This is a genomic window from Mycolicibacterium sp. CBM1 (assembly GCF_054073305.1).
In genome coordinates, this window is the sequence record NZ_JBSXPP010000011.1 from 125982 (window position 1) to 142389 (window position 16408).

The following is a 16408-nucleotide window of genomic DNA, read 5'->3' on the forward strand; positions in this document are numbered from 1 at the left end:
TCCCTCCTGGTTGGTCCCCTACCCAGCAGCGTACAGCCCTTTGCCCGTGACCAGCGGCAAGTCGATGGTCGTGCAGATGCCCGCCGGTGCTGCGACGACGGCCGGAATGGCGTTGACGAGTCGCATAGCGGTGGCGACCAGCCCGGCGTGGTTGTGGTCGCCGTTGGGTGAGCTCAGGCAGACATCCACGGCGTACGAAGGTTCGCCGGTGATCTCGATGCGGTAGTTGCCGCCCTCCTGCGCGGGTTGCGGCCAGTCCGGGCACAAGTCTTCGCGCAGCCGGGTGACGTGTTCGAGGACGACGACGGGGGCGCCGCCGACCAATCCGATCACCTCGAATCGCAGTGCCGCGGCGGTGCCCTTGGCGATATGGCCGGAGGCGATGTCGAAGTCCTCGGGTGCGGGCTCGCGCACGTACATGTCTTCGATGCCGTCGAGTTCGAGGCCGAGGCCGGCCGCGATCTGACGGATCACCGAGCCCCAGGCCAGGCTCAGCACACCGGGCTGCAACAGCATCGGGATCTCGTCGAGCGGCTTGCCGAAGCCCATCACCTCGAACATCACCGCGGCACTGTTGTACGTGGCGTAGTCGACGATCTCCATGCACCGGATCTGCTCGATGCTCTGGCAGGTGCCGGCCAGCGCCAGTGGCAGCAGATCGTTGGCGAAGCCGGGATCTATGCCGTTGACGAAAAGGCTCGAATTTCCTTGCTGGGCAGCATCTTCCAACGGCTTGATCATCTCGTCGGGAATCACCTGCCACGGCCACTGCAGGAACACCGGGCCGCTGCCGACGACGTTGACGCCGGCAGCCAGAATGCGCCGGTAGTCCTCCAGCGACTCGGGCAGCCGGTTGTCCGCCAAGGCGTTGTAGACGACACAATCCGGCTTCGTCGCAAGTACCGCGTCGAGATCGGTGGTCGCGGTAATGCCAGTGGAGCCGGCCAGCCCGACCAACTCCGCGGCGTCCTTGCCCGCTTTGGCTTCCGACGACACCCAGACGCCGGTCAGCTCGAACTCGGGGTTGCTGATCAGGGCGGTCAGGGCGTGGACACCGACGTTGCCGGTGCCGATCTGTGCGACGCGGATGGGCATGGCGCTCCTTACAGGTCGGGGATCGGAAGGTCGAGGTTGGGAACGATGAGACCGCCGTCGACCTCAAGCATCTTGCCGGTGAGGTAACTCGCCGCCGGTGACGCCAGGTAGACCGCCGCGGCGGCGATGTCGAGCGGATCGCCGAGGCGGCGCATGGGGGTGGCCTTCTCCATCGGGTCGCGCAGTGAGTCGTTGGAGGCGACGATCTGAAGCGCCGAGGTCAGGATGGATCCCGGGGCGATGGCATTGACCCGGATCTTCGGACACAGATCCAGTGAGGTGAGCCGGGTGTAGTGCGCCAGCGCGGCTTTGGCAGTGCTGTACGCGGCGAACCCGCGACCGGCCAGCCGGCCCATGGTCGAGGTGATGTTGATGATGTTGCCGCCGCCGGAATGCTCCAGCATCAGCGGCACAGCCGCGAGCGTCAGGGCGTGGGCGGTCAAGACGTTGAAGGTGAACGCGTCTTTCATGTCCTTGACGCTGGTGTTCATCAGTGCGTTGGGCATGGTGCCGCCGACGTTGTTGACGACGATGTCGAGCTTGCCGAACGCCTCGACCGCTTTTCCGGCCAGCTCGGCCGTCGTCTCCGGGTGGGCGAGGTCGCCGACGACGATGTGGGCACGGCGTCCGACGGCCTCGATCTGAGCGGCGACGGCCTCCAACTCGGATTGGGTGCGGGAGCCGATGACCACGTCGGCGCCGACCTCGGCGAAGGCAACGGCGATCGCCGCGCCCAGCCCGCGGCCGGCGCCGGTGACTACTGCAACTTGACCGTCAAGGCGGAACTTATCGAGGATCACGTGTGTCTCTTCCCTTGTCGCCGAACACCGTAACAAGACCGGGGGATCGGATGGCCCCGATTTCGGAAGCCAATTGAAACACGTTCTAATTCGGTCACGAACGGGTTTGGGGCGAGTTATTTCTTGGTGGCGGCCCTCTTGGCGGGAGCCCTTTTCGCGGGAGCTTTCTTTGCCGGTGCCTTCTTGGCGGGGGCTTTCTTCGCCACGGCGTCGTCGGAGTCGTCCTCGGAAGCGCCCGACTGTGCGCGCCGGCGTTTGACGCTGGCTTCGAGTTTGGCCAGCAGATCGGAGACGTCTTCGGTTTCGTCGAGTTCGGCGGGCTGGTCCTCGGAGGTGAACGCTTCGCCGCCGGCCAGCTTGGCCTCGACCAATTCCTTGAGCTGTTCCTGATACGTGTCGCGGAATTGCTCGGGGTGGAAGTCGTCGGTCATCGACTCCACCACCTGGCCGGCCATCTTCAACTCGGCCGGCCTGATTTCCACCTCTTTGTCGAGCACCGGGAAATCTGGGTCGCGGATCTCGTCCGGCCACAACAGGGTGTGCACCACCATGATGTCGCGCTTGGAGAAGTCCTTGACGCGCAGCGCCGCCAACCGTGTCTTATTGCGCAGTGCGAAGTGGACGATCGCCACCCGGTCGGTATCGGCGAGTGTTTTGGCAAGCAGCACATAGGACTTCGGCGACTTGCCGTCGGGCTCGAGGAAGTAGCTCCGGTCATACATCAGCGGGTCGATCTCGCTGGCCGGCACGAACTCGACCACCTCGATCTCGTGGCTGCGTTCCTCGGGCAGGGTGGCGATGTCCTCGTCGGTGATCACGACGGTCTGTCCGTCGTCGGACTCGAAGGCCTTGGCGATGTCGCGGAATTCGACGACTTCGCCGCATACCTCACACACCCGCTTGTAGCGGATCCGGCCGTTGTCCTTGGCGTGCACCTGATGGAACTTCAGATCGTGGTCTTCGGTGGCGCTGTACACCTTGACCGGGACGTTCACCAGACCGAAGGCGATCGAGCCTTTCCAGATGGAACGCATAAGTCCAGTATGCAGGCGAGACGGGCCGAACCGGGGTCAGACGGCGGGTTGCACTCCCGGATTCACCCCGACGGGTAGGTCCGGGTTGGCCCCCGGCGCACTGCCCCCGTTGCTCTGCGACGGCGCGAGCCGACAGTTGCTGTTCATCGGCGTCTGGTCGCCCGAGCAGTAGGGCACGTGATCCTCGGGATCGGCGCCGGCCTGCGGCACGCCGATCAGTGCGGGCAGCGCCATCAGTGCTGCCACCACCCTCTTGGTCACTAGTCCAACCTAGCAGCGGGTACTACCGTGGGATGGTGAATGAGGTGTGGCCGCCGGGAGCGACGCGCGGACCCCGTGTTGCGCTGACCAACCCCGACAAAGTGCTCTACCCGGCGACCGGCACCACCAAGGCCGACGTGTTCGGGTACTACACCGCAATAGCCGAGGTGATGCTGCCGCATATCGCGGGGCGCCCGGTCACCCGCAAGCGCTGGCCCAACGGCGTGTCCGAGCCGGCATTCTTCGAAAAACAGCTTGCCAGTTCGGCACCGGACTGGCTGAACCGCGCCACGGTGGTGCACCGATCGGGCACCACCACCTACCCGATCATCGACTCGTCGACCGGATTGGCCTGGATCGCGCAGCAGGCTTCGCTGGAAGTCCATGTGCCGCAATGGCGATTCACCTCCGCGGGAAAGCCCGGGCCCGCAACGAGGTTGGTGTTCGACCTGGACCCCGGTGAAGGGGTGACTATGCCGCAGATGTGCGAGGTCGCCAACGCTGTGCGTGAGTTGATGGAGGACATCGGGTTGACGGTGTATCCACTCACCAGCGGTAGCAAGGGTTTGCATCTCTACGCACCGCTGGCCGAGCCGGTCAGCAGCAAGGGTGCGGTGGTGCTGGCCCGTCGGGCGGCCCAGCAGCTCGAGCAGACCATGCCCACACTGGTGACCGCGACGATGACCAAGAGCCTGCGGGCAGGCAAGGTGTTCCTGGACTGGAGCCAGAACAACGGATCCAAGACCACCATCGCGCCGTACTCGCTGCGGGGCCGGGATCATCCGACGGTTGCGGCGCCGCGCACGTGGGATGAGATCGGCGATCCCGGGTTGCGCCACCTGGACTACACCGAGGTGCTGGCGCGGGTGGCCGAGCACGGTGATCTCTTGGCCGACCTGGATGCTGACGTCCCACGAGAAGACCGGCTGAGTACCTACCGCAGCATGCGTGATTCGGCCAAGACGCCTGAACCGGTGCCCACGCCGCCACCGGTGGTCGGCAACAATGACCGCTTCGTCATCCAGGAGCACCACGCCCGTCGGCTGCACTACGACTTCCGGCTGGAGCGCGACGGCGTTCTGGTGTCGTGGGCGGTGCCCAAGAACCTGCCGGACACCCCAGCGGTCAATCATCTGGCCGTGCATACGGAGGATCACCCGCTGGAGTACGCGACGTTCGAGGGGGAGATCCCGAAGGGCGAGTACGGCGGCGGCACGGTGACCATCTGGGATTCCGGCACGTACGAGGCGGAGAAGTTCAGGGACTCCGGTGCCGACAAGGGTGGCGAGGTGATCGTCGATCTGCACGGTGCGCGGATCTCGGGGCGTTACGCGCTGATCCAGACCAAGGGCGACCAATGGTTGGCGCATCGGATGAAGGAACAGCCCAGACCCAGGCTGGCGGACTACTCGCCGATGCTGGCGACACTGGGTTCGGTCGAGAAACTGACTGCGGCGCAGTACGGGTTCGAGGGCAAGTTCGACGGCTACCGGCTGCTCCTGGAGGCCGACCACGGTCGGTTGCGGTTGCAGTCGCGCAGTGGACGAGACTTCACCGCTGACTATCCCCAATTGCAGTCGTTGGCTGCGGATCTCGCCGATCACGATGTCATCCTCGACGGCGAGGTGGTGGCGCTCGACGCCGACGGGGTACCGAATTTCGGCGAGATGCAGAACCGGGTGCGCGCGACCAGGATCGAGTTCTGGGCGTTCGATATCCTGCGGCTCGACGGCCGCTCGTTGCTGAAGGCGAAGTACCGCGACCGGCGCCAGGTGCTGGACGCCTTCGCCGAGGGAACCAATTTGATCGTGCCACCGCTGATCGACGGTGACGGACCGGATGCGATCGAGTTTTCCCGCAAGAGGAAGTGGGAGGGTGTCGTCGCCAAGAGGTGGGACTCGACTTATCAGCCGGGACGGCGGTCGGCCGCCTGGATCAAAGACAAGAACTGGAACACCCAAGAGGTCGTGATCGGCGGGTGGCGCGCGGGCAACGGCGAACGCTCCAGCGGTATCGGTGCGTTGGTGCTCGGCATTCCTGACGACGGCGGACTGCGTTTCGTCGGCCGGGTCGGCACAGGTTTCTCCGACAAGGAGCTGGCGCGGCTGAAGGAGATCCTCGCGCCGCTGCACACCGACGAATCACCCTTTGCCACAGTACTTCCCAGGCTCGACGCCAAAGGTGTGACCTACGTGCGACCGGAACTGGTGGGGGAGGTGCGCTACGGCGAGTGGACTTCGGACGGCCGGTTGCGCCACCCGAGCTGGCGCGGCCTGCGGCCGGACAAGGAGCCTGCCGATGTAGTCGTCGAGAAGTAGCGTCACGCTCAACGTTGCGCGGTGCGTTCCGGTCATCTTCCTGCACCTATGACGCCGACTGGCTCGGACCTAAGAAGTTTGCGTGTGCCCGTTAGGGAAGGATGATCTGCCTACGTAGTGCAAGTCGTACAGAGCGGTTCACGCTTGCGGCGCTTGCCAACCCACGAATGACCGCAATTCACGCATACCAGGGCAACGCCGGCGGCCTCGAGTCGAATGACATCGAGAGGAGTGTTGGTCCGTATCGCCATCACGAAGTCGCCGACACTTGCGATCGGGATGCCGAAGCGTCGTGCCTGTTCCACTTTGCCGGATCTGGATGCTGTGTCTGCGGCGACCACTAGTTGGCAACCTTTCGCTGTTACCGAAGATTTTGGAATCAGGCCGTGGCTAGCAGCAAGAGACTCGAGCCGAGTGCGATCAAGCTCGTTCCCGTACTCGTCTACAGCCGACCCGGTGAAGCAGACCTCTAGCCCTGATTCAAGTTGGATGCTGTCGGAGACTGTTCGGAACGTGTCGGTGCGCTTGGTGACAAGTTCCAGATCAAGGCCCAGCAGTGCTGCGGCTCTGCACAATTGATCGATCTCATCGTCGGTTACAACCGCATCTTCTAGCGCTGCGTTTACGAGACCGTCGAGGAAAGTGCGATGTGCTAAACGGATCTGGTGGTCATTGAGTCCGAGTTGCGTCGCCAACGAGGCCAGTTCGTCTCGTTCGTCGTGGGTGAGCGCAAGATCGGCGAGTGCAGAGTCGAGGAGTGCAACGTATGGAGCGATGTCAGGCTGAGTATGCATGCCCGCGGCGAGCTGCGCTAAATAAGGGGCGGGCGCATCCGCATTGCTGTGGCCATCGCGTGTGCAGATCCGAATCGGAGCGAGTTGGATCGGATGGGCGCGTGCTGCCCTGCTTTCCTGGTTGAAGTAATCAGCGACGGCGACCATTAGGCGCGCCGTAGCTCGAGCGTCAGCCAGTGCGCGGTGCGCGTTATCCAGTTGCACTCCATGTTCGCTGCATGCTTGGCCGAGTTTGCATCCTGTGACCGACAGCGTGTCGAGGCCCCAGCCCCAGTCGATTTCGACACCTGCTCTCTGAAGCTCACCCCCGATCATGCGAGAGTCGAACTTCAGATTGTGACCGACGCAAACAGCACCATGGAGTCGGGCGGCGATGTGGCCAACAACCTGGTCGAATGTGGGCGCGTTGCTGACCATCGACGGGGTGATTTGGTGTATCCACGTCGGACCCACGTCGCGCGAGGGGTTAATGAGGGTGTCGAACTCGTCCGTGACCGTGCCATTACCGTCCAGGGTGACGATAGCGATCTCGACCACGCGGTCCTTGTTGTACAAGCCCGTGGCTTCGACGTCTACGACCGCTATGCGGTCGGCATCGCCCATGAGTCGGTGGAGACCATGCTGCGGTGCGGCTGCTATCGGGTGTGCCCCATGTGTTGCGGACGTCCACTGATGCCCGTCCCACCAACGTAGGGGGGCATGCCTCCAAGGATCTGGGTACCAACCAGCAAGTGGCATACTCTCGTCTCCCCGATGACCTGGCCAGATGCCCTGGCGGCTATTTCCGAGCGGGACAATACCGACGTATTGCGACAAGGTGTGCGGGTTTGCCCATTCGGCTTGGAATGCCCATATCTCGGCAGAATCTAGAGGACGTCACGTTCCAAACGAACCGAGCGTCGCGGCAACTGCTCGTCTCGTCAGGATCCCTTAGTGGCTCAATGCCAAGTCAAGGGAGTCGGTGATCGGCCGATGATGCGAACGTTAACTAGAATTCCCTCAGAAGCCTTGGATACCAGTGGAACTCAGCGCCAGCGCCTCCTGCAGACCGCGGGTCGCCAGGGCGTCGGCCAGTTCGTTGTCGCCGACACCGGAGTGGCCCTTGACCCAGAACCACTCGACCCGGTGGCGCGCGCAGGCGATCTGCAGCCGCTGCCACAGGTCGACGTTCTTGACCGGTTCCTTGGCTGCGGTCAGCCAGCCGTTGCGCTCCCAGCCGTGCACCCACTTCGTGATGCCGTTACGGACGTAGGTGCTGTCGGTATAGAGGTGCACGCTCACGGTGCGGGTGAGCGCTTCCAACGCCATGATCGGCGCCGTCAGCTCCATGCGGTTGTTGCTGGTCTGGCTGGGTTCGCCGCCGCACATCTCCCGGACGTGCTCACGCATGCGCAGCACCGCGCCCCAGCCTCCCGGGCCTGGGTTGGGGCGGCATCCACCGTCGGTGTGGATGACGACGATGTCGTCTTGCATGCCCGCGAGAATAGGCATCAACTGCGGTGCGTCGCTCACCGGCGCGCCGAGATCATCGCCGAGCGCACCGAGATCCCGAGGTCGCTGTGCCGCAGCGTGGTGATCCGGCGCCCGGGCTGGACGGCGTCCTTAACCGGCAGGGTCCGGTCCCCGAAGAATTCGGCTGTCGCGTCGATGTCGTCGACGACGTACGTGATGCCCCACAGGCTGGATGGGCCGTCACCCGCCGTGTCCGGCGAGCCGACGACCTCGACGATCACCTCGCCGAGGCGGAAGAAGATCTGCCGCATCGGCCGCCCGCCCATCTCCGTGTCGCGTTCCCGGCGGGGTAGCACCCCGATCGTGGCCAGCGACTCGACGGTGCGGCTCAGATCGGGGGACAGCAGCACGACGTGGTCGATTCCGGTGACACCGTTGGGATGAGTGCCCGGGTCCGCGGGTGCGGTGTTGGAGGTCGTCGTCGGGATGCCGTCGAGGTCACCGGTTCGTTCGATACCGCTCAGGAACCAGCCGATGATGCCGGCGCCGCGGTCGCGCCCGACGAGTCGCAGCCGAACCCCACCGACCCGGCATACCGAGTCGGCGTCGACATCGAACCCTGCTTGTCGCCACGCGTCGGCCGGGTCGGCGACCAGAAGCTCATCGACGCTGACTGTCATGCCGACATCATCACACCCAGGACAGGCTCAGGGCCCTTCGCGGTCTTCGAGCAATCGTTCGGGGTGGTGGTAGGTGTTGATGCCGCTGCCGAGGAAGGGGAGTTGGGGTGGTGGAATCCATTCGGTGGTGCCGTCGGCGCGTTGTCGTGTGCTCCAGCCTTCGTCGAGCAGTTTGTGGTCGGGTGGGCAGGCTTGGGTGAGTTTGTCGATGTTGGTCAGCCCACCTTTGGCCCATTCGTCGATGTGGTGGACTTCGGTGCGGTAGCCGGGGGCGTCGCAGCCGGGCCTCGTGCAGCCACGATCCTTGGCGTGCAGCATAATTCGTTGATCCCCGGTGGCGATGCGTTTACTGCGACCCAGCCACAACGCTTGGCCGGTGGCCTTGTCGAACAGCGCGAGGTAGTGGTAGGCGTGGGTAGCCATCCGGATCACATCAGGGATCGGTAGCAGGGTGCCGCCGGCGGTGACGGCGTGTCCGGTCTGGGCTTGGATGTCCTGCAGGGTGGCTGAGACGATGACGGTGACCGGGAGGCCGTTGTGTTGGCCGAGGGTGGGGTTGCCGAGTTGTCCGCGGACCAGGGCGCTGAGGGCGTCGTGTTGGCGTTGGGGGTGGCTGCGGGCGTCGCGTTCGGCGACCTGGTCGGGGGGTTCGGTGGTGACGGTGGGGGTGTGGTCGTCGGGGTTGCACATGCCGGGGGCGGCGAATTTGGCGAACCAGGCATCGAGCATGGCGCGCAGTTCGGGGTTGGCGATGAGTTTGCCGACGCTCATGCCGTCGGGGCGCTGTCCGCCGCACCAGCTGAACCCGCGCTTGCGAGCGCGATCGTCGTCGGAGAAGTTGCCATCGGGGTTGAGCATCAGGGCGAGTTGGCTAGCCACTTTCTCCAGTTGATCGGGACGCAGGCTCGTGGCGTGTTCAGCCAACGATCGTTCGGCTTTCTCGATCTCGGCGGACCCCACGTGGTCGGGCAGTTCGCGGAAGAACTTCTGGATTACCCGTAGGTGCTCGGCGTCGAGCAGGCCGTCGTGCCAGGCTGCCGAGGTCTTGGGTAGCAGTGCCGGTAGTGGTTCACCGGTCAGTGTGGTGCGCGCCGCGAGCTGTTCGGCATCCTTGAGCCGTCGGCGGGCTTCGGTGCGACTGATCCGCAGCATGTCGGCCAGGCTGATCGGTGGCGGCGGGCAGCCCGGAATGTGCTCCAACCGGGCCAGGTGATCGTGGCTGATTGCGATCTGGCGGCGCCGAGCGATTTCGAGCCGGTCGAGGACCCGGTAGCGCTGAACCGCCTCCACTGCGTCCAGGTCAGCGGCAGCGAGTTCGGCGACAAGGGCGTCGAGGTCGTCGAGAACCGCCAGCATAGAACGCATGTTCGAATGCTATCGCACCCTACCGACTAAAATCGGTGCCCTGTGGATCAATCAGGATCTGTGGAAAGCTCTCGCACAGAGCAGCTTTGACAATTATGTCCGCACACGACTGGGCTTCGGCGGACCCAGAGCGGCCGCGCCCGCGGCCACGATGGCCGTGGCAAGAACCATGGCGCCCAGGACGTCGGTGAAGATGTGGGCGCGGCTGTGCAAGGCCAGGACGGCGACGAACAAGACTCCGGTCACAGCTGGAACTGCCAGCGCTGCTTGCGCGACTCGACTGCGTCCGGTGCCGAGGCATACCGCGATCATCCCGAGCAATGTCCCGCACGCGGTGACGTGGCCAGACGGGAACGAATGCATGTACTTGCGTCGAATATCGCCGAAATCGCTTCCGGCTGGGGCTTTTCCGACCAGTCCAACTTCGCCTGGGCCTTCCGGCGGACCTATGGCGTGAGTCCTCGCGAGTATCGCCGCAACCACCGTCCTCTCGTCGACTAGCCCTGCAGGATCGGCCGCAACGTATCCAGCACCGCCGGGTCCTCGATCGTCGACGGCATCGGCTCGTCCTTGCCGTGGGCGATCCCGCGCATCGTCTTGCGCAGGATCTTGCCCGACCGGGTCTTCGGCAACGCGGGCACCACGTCGACCAGCCGGAAACACGCCACCGCACCGATCTCCTCGCGCACCGAGGCCACCAGTTCCTCGGCCAGCCCCTCGGCCGACGCCCCGGCCTTGAGCACGACGAAACCGCGCGGTACCTGGCCCTTGATCTCGTCGGCCACACCGATCACCGCGCACTCGGCCACCGCGGGATGCGCGGCCAACACCGCCTCGATCGACCCCGTCGAGAGCCGGTGTCCGGCAACGTTGATCACGTCGTCGATGCGGCCCATCACGAACAGGTAGCCGTCGTCGTCGATGTAGCCACCGTCGCCGGTCAGGTAGTAGCCGGGGTGCTCACACAGATACGACGCCTCGTAGCGGGCGTCGTCGTCCCACAACGTTGGGAGCGTGCCGGGCGGCAGGGGAAGGCTGATGCAGATCGCACCTTCCTCGCCCGGTGCGCACGGTGAACCGTCGACCTGCAGAATCTGCACGTCGTACCCGGGCATCGGCACCGTCGGTGAGCCGGGCTTGAGCGGAAGCTGCTCGATACCAACAGGATTGGCGGCAATCGCCCAGCCGGTCTCGGTCTGCCACCAGTGGTCGACCACCGGCACGCCCAGCTGCGCCGACGCCCACGCATAGGTGTCCGGATCGAGGCGCTCGCCCGCCTGGAACAGATGCTTCAGCCCCGACAGGTCGTAGCGGCCGATGTGCGAGCCGTCGGGATCCTCCTTGCGGATCGCCCTGATCGCGGTCGGCGCAGTGAACAATGCCTTGACCCCGTACTCGGAACAAACCCGCCAGAACGCGCCGGGATCCGGTGTGCCGATGGGCTTTCCCTCGTACAGCACAGTCGTCGCGCCGGCCAGCAGCGGCGCGTAGACGATGTAGGAGTGGCCGACCACCCAGCCGACGTCGGAGGCCGCCCAGAACACGTCGCCGGGCTCGATGTCGTAGATGTGCTTCATGCTCCACAGCAACGCGACGGCATGGCCGCCGTTGTCGCGGACGATGCCCTTCGGCTTGCCGGTCGTGCCCGAGGTGTAGAGCACATAGAGCGGGTCGGTCGCGGCGACCGGCACCGGGTCGACGGGTGAGGCGGTCGTCATCACGTCGGTCCAGGCCACGTCCCGGCCGGCGACCAGGTCGCACGGCTGTTGCTCGCGCTGGACGATCACGCACGCATCGGGCTTGTGCGCGGCCAGCTCCAGGGCATGGTCGAGCATGGGCTTGTACTGCACGACCCGCGTCGGCTCGATGCCACACGACGCGGAGACCACGACCACGGGCTGCGCGTCGTCGATCCGGGTGGCCAGCTCGTGAGCGGCGAATCCGCCGAACACCACCGAGTGCACCGCACCGAGGCGCGCGCATGCCAGCATGGCGATCACCGCTTCGGGGATCATCGGCATGTAGAGCACCACGCGGTCACCCTTGCCGACGCCGAGATCACGCAGGGCGCCGGCGAAACATGCTGTCTCATCCCGCAATTCGCGGTAGGTATATGCGCGCTTAGTGCCGGTTACCGGGGAGTCGTAGATCAGCGCGGCTTGACCGGCGCGACCCCCTGTGACGTGCCGGTCAAGCGCGTTGGCGCAGGTGTTCAGCTCGGCGTCGGGAAACCACCGGTAGAACGGCGGGTTGCTGTCATCGAGGATCCGCTGCGGTGCCCGGGTCCACGTCACCGCGCGGGCGGCCTGCGCCCAGAACTCCGCGGGATCGGCGACGCTGGCGTCGAACAGTCTGCGATATGCGCCCATACCGGCTCCTTCCCGTCGTTGGGTGAGAGCACGGTAGCGCGCGGGCGTGGCCCAAGTCTCAGCCCCGGGGGTTTTGTCGCCGAACGCACGCAGTTCTGCGCCAAGCGGCGCGTCAGGCCAGCGCTGCCAGATTCGTGACGGACATGCGGACGTCGGACTCGAGGATCCTGGCTACCAGCCGGCCGACCGGACCGTTGAGCACCCCACCGGAGAAGTCGGCGACCAGGTGAAAGCAAGTGCGATCCCGGGCATCCTTCACCTTCATGGTGATGTAGATCTTGATGCCTGGCCAGCCGGTGCCGGCCAGCTCGATCGAATGGGGCTCGTGGTAGCTGGTGACGCGCCAGTTGATGGTGTTGCGGAAGCCCTTGACCTTGATCAGCGACGACACCTCGGTGCCCTCACCGATCTGCTCGGGCAGTGGACTGCGCCAGCCCCCGAAGATCGTCATCCACTCGTCGAAGCGGCCCAGATCCGAGGCCAGCTTCCAGGCTTGCTGCGGCGTGACATCGGAGGGAACGGATACGTCGACGGTCGCCATGGGCGGCCTATACCCCATCGCGTGCCACCGCTAACGTGCACGAATGTCCGCTGTGGAATTTTCCGAACTCGAAGACGGCATCGCCGGGGTCACGCTGAACCGGCCCGCCCTGCTCAACGCAATCGACGGCGCCCTGCTCGACGGGCTGGACGAGGCGCTCGACGCGTTGAGCTCCTGGCAGTACCGCGTGGCCGTCCTGACCGGCGCCGGCCGCGGGTTCTGCGCGGGCGCCGATCTCAGCGGCACCGGGCAGCCGTGGACCGAACCGGCCGGTGCTCCGTTCAAAACCACCTACGACGCCCAGGTGCGGCTGGCCGATCAGATGACCCGGCTCTACGAGCTGCCTGTCCCGGTGATTGCCGCGGTCAACGGGGTGGCCGTCGGCGGCGGGCTCGCCTACGCGCTGCACTGCGACATCCGGATCGCCTCGGAATCGGCGCGGTTCGGGTCGGTGTTCATCAAGGCGGGCTTCTCCTCGATGGACATGGGGACCAGCTACCTACTGCCGAAGATCGTCGGCGCGGGTGCCGCCCGAGAGCTGATGCTCACCGGACGGATCATCGATGCGGCTGAGGCCTACCGCATCGGCCTGGTGCACGAGGTGGTGCCCGACGACCAGCTCGCCGACGCCGCCCTGGTGATGGCACGAAACATCGCCGCCAACAACGCTTTCGGAGTCTGGCAGACCAAGACCGGCTTGAACGCCGCGCTGGACGCCCCGAGTCTGCGGCACGCCAAGGAGATCGAGAACCGCACGCAGGTGCTGACGGGGTTCACCAACAACCCCCGTGAGGCCGCGATGGCCCACCGCGAGAAGCGCGCGCCGAGGTGGGACCCGCTGTGAGACCTAGGTCTTGGCGATGACGTTCTCGGCGAACCACTCCAGGTTGCGGATCTTGGCGTCCAGTGGCTCGGTGTCCGGGCCTTTGACGTAGGGCACCCGGAATCCGACGATCACGTCGGTGACGCCCTTGTCCTCCAACCGCTTGACGCCGTCGACGGTGAACCCGTCGATCGAGATGACGTGGATCTGGAAGTCTTTGTCGGCGGTGCCCTCCGCTTCGCGGAAGCGCTTGAGCTTGGCCAGCAGCTCGTCGAGGTCTTCGTTGCCGCCGCCGTGCATCCAGCCGTCGTTGCGCGCGGCCCGGCGCAGCGCCGCGTCGGCGTGCCCACCGATCAGAATCGGGATCGGCTCGGTCGGTGCGGGTGTCATCTTGGTCTTGGGGATGTCGAAGAATTCGCCGTGGTACTCGAAGTAGTCACCGCTGGTCAGCCCACGGATGATGTCGATGCACTCGTCCATGCGCTTGCCGCGCTTGGCGAACGGCACACCCATCAACTCGTAGTCCTCGGGCCACGGACTGGTGCCGACGCCTAGGCCCACCCGGTTGCCGATCAGCGCCGCGAGCGACCCGGCCTGCTTGGCCACCAGGGCCGGCGGGCGGATCGGCAGTTTGAGGACGAAGAAGTTGAATTTCAGCGTCGAGGTCACCGCCCCCAGCGCGGCCGTCAGCACGAACGTCTCGATGAACGCCTTTCCGTCGAGAAACTCGCGATTCCCGTCCGGGGTGTAGGGATAGGTCGAGTCGGACTCGAACGGATAGGCGACGCTGTCCGGGATGGTCATCGCGTCATAGCCGGCGGCCTCGGCCGCCTTGGCCAGCGGAATGTAGAACGCCGGATCGGTCATCGCCTCGGCGTAGGTGAATCGCATGCCGCGATAGTAGAACGCGTTCTACCTAGCTGGACGCGGTTCGGCCAGAGCGTTCTCCGGCCTGGTGGCGCACCCCACGCCCGACAGATCGCGCCGACGATTTCCATGCTCGAGGGACTGGCCGCCGATCAGCGCTCGATCTTCGAATCTGGGCGTGACGTATCAGAATCGGTGTGGACCGTGCCGGCTGCCTATTGTTGTCGATGGAGGATCACCCGTGCGCAGACAACCCGGCAGTCTCGAAGACGCCATCATCGCCGTCCTGGGGCGCCACCCCGGGCTCAGCGTCGCCGAGGTGCGCGCTGAGCTCGACGGCGACCTGGCCCACACCACGGTGATGACCGCCCTGGTGCGGCTGGCCGACAAGCAGCTGGTGACCAGGCGCAAGAGTGGCCGGGCCTACGTCTATGCCCTGGCCGCACCCGCCCAGGAACTGCCTGCTCTTCGTTCGGCGATCAGGATGCGCAACGAGCTGCACCGCCGGCGCGAACCGGACCGGGCCGGAGTACTCGCCAGCTTCGTCGCCGCGCTGGACCCCGCCGACGAGGCGGTGCTGCGAAAGCTGCTGACCGACAACGATTCCAGCACGTCATGATGCTGTGGGCGGTGCTGGTCGCGCCCTGGACGGTGGCAGCGCTGTTGACGCTGTGGTTGCCGCGGGTGCAGGGCCTGTTCACCCCGCAGTGGCTGACCCGAGTCCTGGCCGCGACCGGTGTGGCGGTGGCGCTGGCGACGTGGACGTCGGCGCTGGCACTGGCGACCATCGCCGTCGACGCGGGGCCGATTGCAGCGCGCGCCGTCGGTGTCGCCGTGGGCGGTTACCTGGCGTGGACGCTGGTGAGCTGTATTCGGCATGCCGTGTGCGTCGGTCTCAACATGCGAGCTGGCCGGCTGTTTCGCCGCAGCCCCGCCCGCGTGGGTGACGTACTGTACGTCGACTCCGACATACCCGACGCCTTCGCGGTGCCGGGCCGCCGCGGCGTTGTGGTGGTCACCAGCGCCCTGGTATCGGCGCTGGACACCCGCGAACTACGCGCGGTGCTCGCCCACGAGCGGACCCATCTCGCCGGTCGGCATCCGCTGCTCATCCAGGCGGTTGCGCTGGCAGCACAGCTCAATCCACTCCTGACCTCGTGGACCGACGCGGTGCGCTTCGCGGCCGAGCGGGCCGCCGACGAACGCGCCGCGCACGACGACCGGCCCACGGCACTGCGGGCCATCGCACGGGTGGCGTTGCTGTGTTCGGCGGCGTCTCCGGCCGGCTGGCCCGGCATCGGCGGGCAGCCCGGCGAGGTGGTGCGCCGGGTCGATGCGCTGCAAGGGCCGCGGCCCCGGCCGCAGCGGGTGTGGCTGTTGATCGCGACCGCGGCGGTGGTCGCAGCACTCGGCACCAACGTCGTCGTCGCCGCCGACCTGACCCAGGACCGGATAGCCCCGGAAGCCGGGGAGTCGGCCGGTCAGATCTTCGGCTGACTATTCGGCGTCCTAATCGTCGTCGTCGCCGCCAGGCCCGGACGGCACCATCGGAACGTCCGCCCAGGTGGCCTTCGCACCCGAGTCGCCGATGCGGTACACCTGCACGATCGTCGCGACTCCGGCCGCGGCGATGAAGACGGCGACGATTACCGACAGCACCTTCGACACCGACTTGCCGCGTCCCTCGCTGACGTGGATGACGGCAAGCAGCACCGCGGCGACGAGCAGGGCCGCCGAGAAGAAGATCATCGTGTCACCCAGCTCGGTGTGCGTGTGTAACTGCGGTGAGCGCTCGACGCGGTGCTCGAGCCATTCGCCGGCCTCGGTGGTCAGCGGCGTCAGCACGGCAGTGACCAACGAGAGCGCCAGCACCAGCCACACCAGCCGCTGCCGAGCTGCCGGCCACACCGCGCACAGGATCGCGAGAATCGCTGTGAGTGGGGCGAGAACGACGATGAAGTGGACGAACAGCACATGCGCGGGAAGGCCGTTGAAAGTCGACACTTGTA

The 16408-nt window shown here is 65.8% G+C and carries 18 protein-coding genes and 1 pseudogene; 5 read left to right on the forward strand and 14 right to left on the reverse strand.

What is annotated here, in order from left to right; all coding sequences use genetic code 11:
- Nucleotides 1-18: 18 nt before the first annotated feature.
- From ACXDF8_RS16190 to ACXDF8_RS16205, 4 genes are all read right to left on the reverse strand, one after another.
- Entirely contained in the window at nucleotides 19-1095 is a 1077-nt protein-coding gene (locus ACXDF8_RS16190) for an NAD(P)H-dependent amine dehydrogenase family protein (protein ID WP_457224282.1), read from the reverse strand.
- A gap of 8 nt (nucleotides 1096-1103) precedes the next feature.
- The gene (locus ACXDF8_RS16195; protein ID WP_457224283.1) at nucleotides 1104-1895 is read right to left on the reverse strand and encodes an SDR family oxidoreductase; all 792 of its coding nucleotides are present in this window, start codon (nucleotides 1893-1895) and stop codon (nucleotides 1104-1106) included.
- 116 nt (nucleotides 1896-2011) lie between these two features.
- Entirely contained in the window at nucleotides 2012-2929 is a 918-nt protein-coding gene (ku, locus tag ACXDF8_RS16200) for a non-homologous end joining protein Ku (RefSeq protein ID WP_457224284.1), read from the reverse strand.
- Nucleotides 2930-2965: 36 nt separating this feature from the next.
- Nucleotides 2966-3190, reverse strand: coding sequence for a hypothetical protein (locus ACXDF8_RS16205; protein ID WP_457224285.1), 225 nt, complete (start codon nucleotides 3188-3190; stop codon nucleotides 2966-2968).
- Nucleotides 3191-3222: 32 nt separating this feature from the next.
- On the opposite strand from ACXDF8_RS16205, the gene ACXDF8_RS16210 reads away from it, so the two are divergent.
- Nucleotides 3223-5508 (forward strand): ATP-dependent DNA ligase, encoded by a 2286-nt coding sequence (locus ACXDF8_RS16210; RefSeq protein WP_457224286.1) that lies wholly within the window; start codon nucleotides 3223-3225, stop codon nucleotides 5506-5508.
- A 110-nt stretch (nucleotides 5509-5618) separates the two neighbouring features.
- Here the strand turns inward: ACXDF8_RS16210 and ACXDF8_RS16215 are convergent, their stop codons facing one another.
- The 6 genes and pseudogenes from ACXDF8_RS16215 to ACXDF8_RS16240 all read right to left on the reverse strand — a co-directional run bounded on the left by ACXDF8_RS16215 (nucleotide 5619) and on the right by ACXDF8_RS16240 (nucleotide 10162).
- The gene (locus ACXDF8_RS16215) at nucleotides 5619-6905 is read right to left on the reverse strand and encodes an exonuclease domain-containing protein (RefSeq protein ID WP_457224351.1); all 1287 of its coding nucleotides are present in this window, start codon (nucleotides 6903-6905) and stop codon (nucleotides 5619-5621) included.
- A gap of 48 nt (nucleotides 6906-6953) precedes the next feature.
- Nucleotides 6954-7040, reverse strand: a pseudogene (locus ACXDF8_RS16220) (DUF2510 domain-containing protein); the annotation flags it as partial.
- 261 nt (nucleotides 7041-7301) lie between these two features.
- On the reverse strand, nucleotides 7302-7775 hold the full coding sequence (gene rnhA, locus ACXDF8_RS16225) for a ribonuclease HI (RefSeq protein ID WP_457224287.1): 474 nt from the start codon (nucleotides 7773-7775) through the stop codon (nucleotides 7302-7304).
- A 35-nt stretch (nucleotides 7776-7810) separates the two neighbouring features.
- Complete coding sequence (locus ACXDF8_RS16230; protein ID WP_457224288.1) at nucleotides 7811-8434, reverse strand: VOC family protein; 624 nt, start codon at nucleotides 8432-8434, stop codon at nucleotides 7811-7813.
- Between the two features lie 27 nt (nucleotides 8435-8461).
- Nucleotides 8462-9799: an HNH endonuclease signature motif containing protein gene (locus ACXDF8_RS16235; protein ID WP_457224289.1), complete on the reverse strand. Its 1338-nt coding sequence runs from the start codon at nucleotides 9797-9799 to the stop codon at nucleotides 8462-8464.
- A 93-nt stretch (nucleotides 9800-9892) separates the two neighbouring features.
- Nucleotides 9893-10162 (reverse strand): phosphatase PAP2 family protein, encoded by a 270-nt coding sequence (locus ACXDF8_RS16240; protein WP_457224290.1) that lies wholly within the window; start codon nucleotides 10160-10162, stop codon nucleotides 9893-9895.
- Here ACXDF8_RS16240 and ACXDF8_RS16245 point away from each other — a divergent pair.
- Nucleotides 10139-10300 (forward strand): helix-turn-helix domain-containing protein, encoded by a 162-nt coding sequence (locus tag ACXDF8_RS16245; protein WP_457224291.1) that lies wholly within the window; start codon nucleotides 10139-10141, stop codon nucleotides 10298-10300. The two genes, ACXDF8_RS16240 and ACXDF8_RS16245, sit on opposite strands and share 24 nt — an antisense overlap.
- Here ACXDF8_RS16245 and ACXDF8_RS16250 read toward each other — a convergent pair.
- On the reverse strand, nucleotides 10297-12168 hold the full coding sequence (locus ACXDF8_RS16250) for a propionyl-CoA synthetase (protein ID WP_457224292.1): 1872 nt from the start codon (nucleotides 12166-12168) through the stop codon (nucleotides 10297-10299). The genes ACXDF8_RS16245 and ACXDF8_RS16250 overlap by 4 nt on opposite strands.
- Nucleotides 12169-12280: 112 nt before the next feature.
- The gene (locus tag ACXDF8_RS16255; protein ID WP_457224293.1) at nucleotides 12281-12709 is read right to left on the reverse strand and encodes a type II toxin-antitoxin system Rv0910 family toxin; all 429 of its coding nucleotides are present in this window, start codon (nucleotides 12707-12709) and stop codon (nucleotides 12281-12283) included.
- 43 nt (nucleotides 12710-12752) lie between these two features.
- Here ACXDF8_RS16255 and ACXDF8_RS16260 point away from each other — a divergent pair, with 43 nt between their 5' ends.
- Nucleotides 12753-13553 (forward strand): enoyl-CoA hydratase/isomerase family protein, encoded by an 801-nt coding sequence (locus tag ACXDF8_RS16260; RefSeq protein WP_457224294.1) that lies wholly within the window; start codon nucleotides 12753-12755, stop codon nucleotides 13551-13553.
- Between the two features lie 3 nt (nucleotides 13554-13556).
- Here ACXDF8_RS16260 and ACXDF8_RS16265 read toward each other — a convergent pair whose 3' ends face one another.
- Complete coding sequence (locus ACXDF8_RS16265; RefSeq protein WP_457224295.1) at nucleotides 13557-14423, reverse strand: TIGR03619 family F420-dependent LLM class oxidoreductase; 867 nt, start codon at nucleotides 14421-14423, stop codon at nucleotides 13557-13559.
- Between the two features lie 217 nt (nucleotides 14424-14640).
- On the opposite strand from ACXDF8_RS16265, the gene ACXDF8_RS16270 reads away from it, so the two are divergent.
- Nucleotides 14641-15018, forward strand: coding sequence for a BlaI/MecI/CopY family transcriptional regulator (locus ACXDF8_RS16270; protein WP_457224296.1), 378 nt, complete (start codon nucleotides 14641-14643; stop codon nucleotides 15016-15018).
- Nucleotides 15015-15896 (forward strand): M48 family metalloprotease, encoded by an 882-nt coding sequence (locus ACXDF8_RS16275; RefSeq protein WP_457224297.1) that lies wholly within the window; start codon nucleotides 15015-15017, stop codon nucleotides 15894-15896. Before ACXDF8_RS16270 ends, ACXDF8_RS16275 begins: the two co-directional genes overlap by 4 nt.
- A 12-nt stretch (nucleotides 15897-15908) precedes the next feature.
- Here the strand turns inward: ACXDF8_RS16275 and ACXDF8_RS16280 are convergent, their stop codons facing one another.
- A complete protein-coding gene (locus ACXDF8_RS16280) occupies nucleotides 15909-16403 on the reverse strand; it encodes a DUF2231 domain-containing protein (RefSeq protein WP_457224298.1) in 495 nt (164 codons plus the stop codon).
- Nucleotides 16404-16408: the final 5 nt, after the last annotated feature.

What these genes read in the sequence shown, in the direction of transcription:
- ACXDF8_RS16230 (WP_457224288.1), bottom strand. Translation starts at nt 8,434, where the DNA reads ATGACAGTCAGCGTCGATGAGCTTCTGGTCGCCGACCCGGCCGACGCG.
- rnhA (WP_457224287.1), bottom strand. Translation starts at nt 7,775, where the DNA reads ATGCAAGACGACATCGTCGTCATCCACACCGACGGTGGATGCCGCCCC.
- ACXDF8_RS16190 (WP_457224282.1), bottom strand. Translation starts at nt 1,095, where the DNA reads ATGCCCATCCGCGTCGCACAGATCGGCACCGGCAACGTCGGTGTCCAC.
- ACXDF8_RS16250 (WP_457224292.1), bottom strand. Translation starts at nt 12,168, where the DNA reads ATGGGCGCATATCGCAGACTGTTCGACGCCAGCGTCGCCGATCCCGCG.
- ACXDF8_RS16210 (WP_457224286.1), top strand. Translation starts at nt 3,223, where the DNA reads ATGGTGAATGAGGTGTGGCCGCCGGGAGCGACGCGCGGACCCCGTGTT.
- ACXDF8_RS16255 (WP_457224293.1), bottom strand. Translation starts at nt 12,709, where the DNA reads ATGGCGACCGTCGACGTATCCGTTCCCTCCGATGTCACGCCGCAGCAA.
- ACXDF8_RS16235 (WP_457224289.1), bottom strand. Translation starts at nt 9,799, where the DNA reads ATGCGTTCTATGCTGGCGGTTCTCGACGACCTCGACGCCCTTGTCGCC.
- ACXDF8_RS16240 (WP_457224290.1), bottom strand. Translation starts at nt 10,162, where the DNA reads ATGCATTCGTTCCCGTCTGGCCACGTCACCGCGTGCGGGACATTGCTC.
- ACXDF8_RS16215 (WP_457224351.1), bottom strand. Translation starts at nt 6,905, where the DNA reads ATGGGCGATGCCGACCGCATAGCGGTCGTAGACGTCGAAGCCACGGGC.
- ACXDF8_RS16265 (WP_457224295.1), bottom strand. Translation starts at nt 14,423, where the DNA reads ATGCGATTCACCTACGCCGAGGCGATGACCGATCCGGCGTTCTACATT.
- ACXDF8_RS16275 (WP_457224297.1), top strand. Translation starts at nt 15,015, where the DNA reads ATGATGCTGTGGGCGGTGCTGGTCGCGCCCTGGACGGTGGCAGCGCTG.
- ACXDF8_RS16260 (WP_457224294.1), top strand. Translation starts at nt 12,753, where the DNA reads ATGTCCGCTGTGGAATTTTCCGAACTCGAAGACGGCATCGCCGGGGTC.
- ku (WP_457224284.1), bottom strand. Translation starts at nt 2,929, where the DNA reads ATGCGTTCCATCTGGAAAGGCTCGATCGCCTTCGGTCTGGTGAACGTC.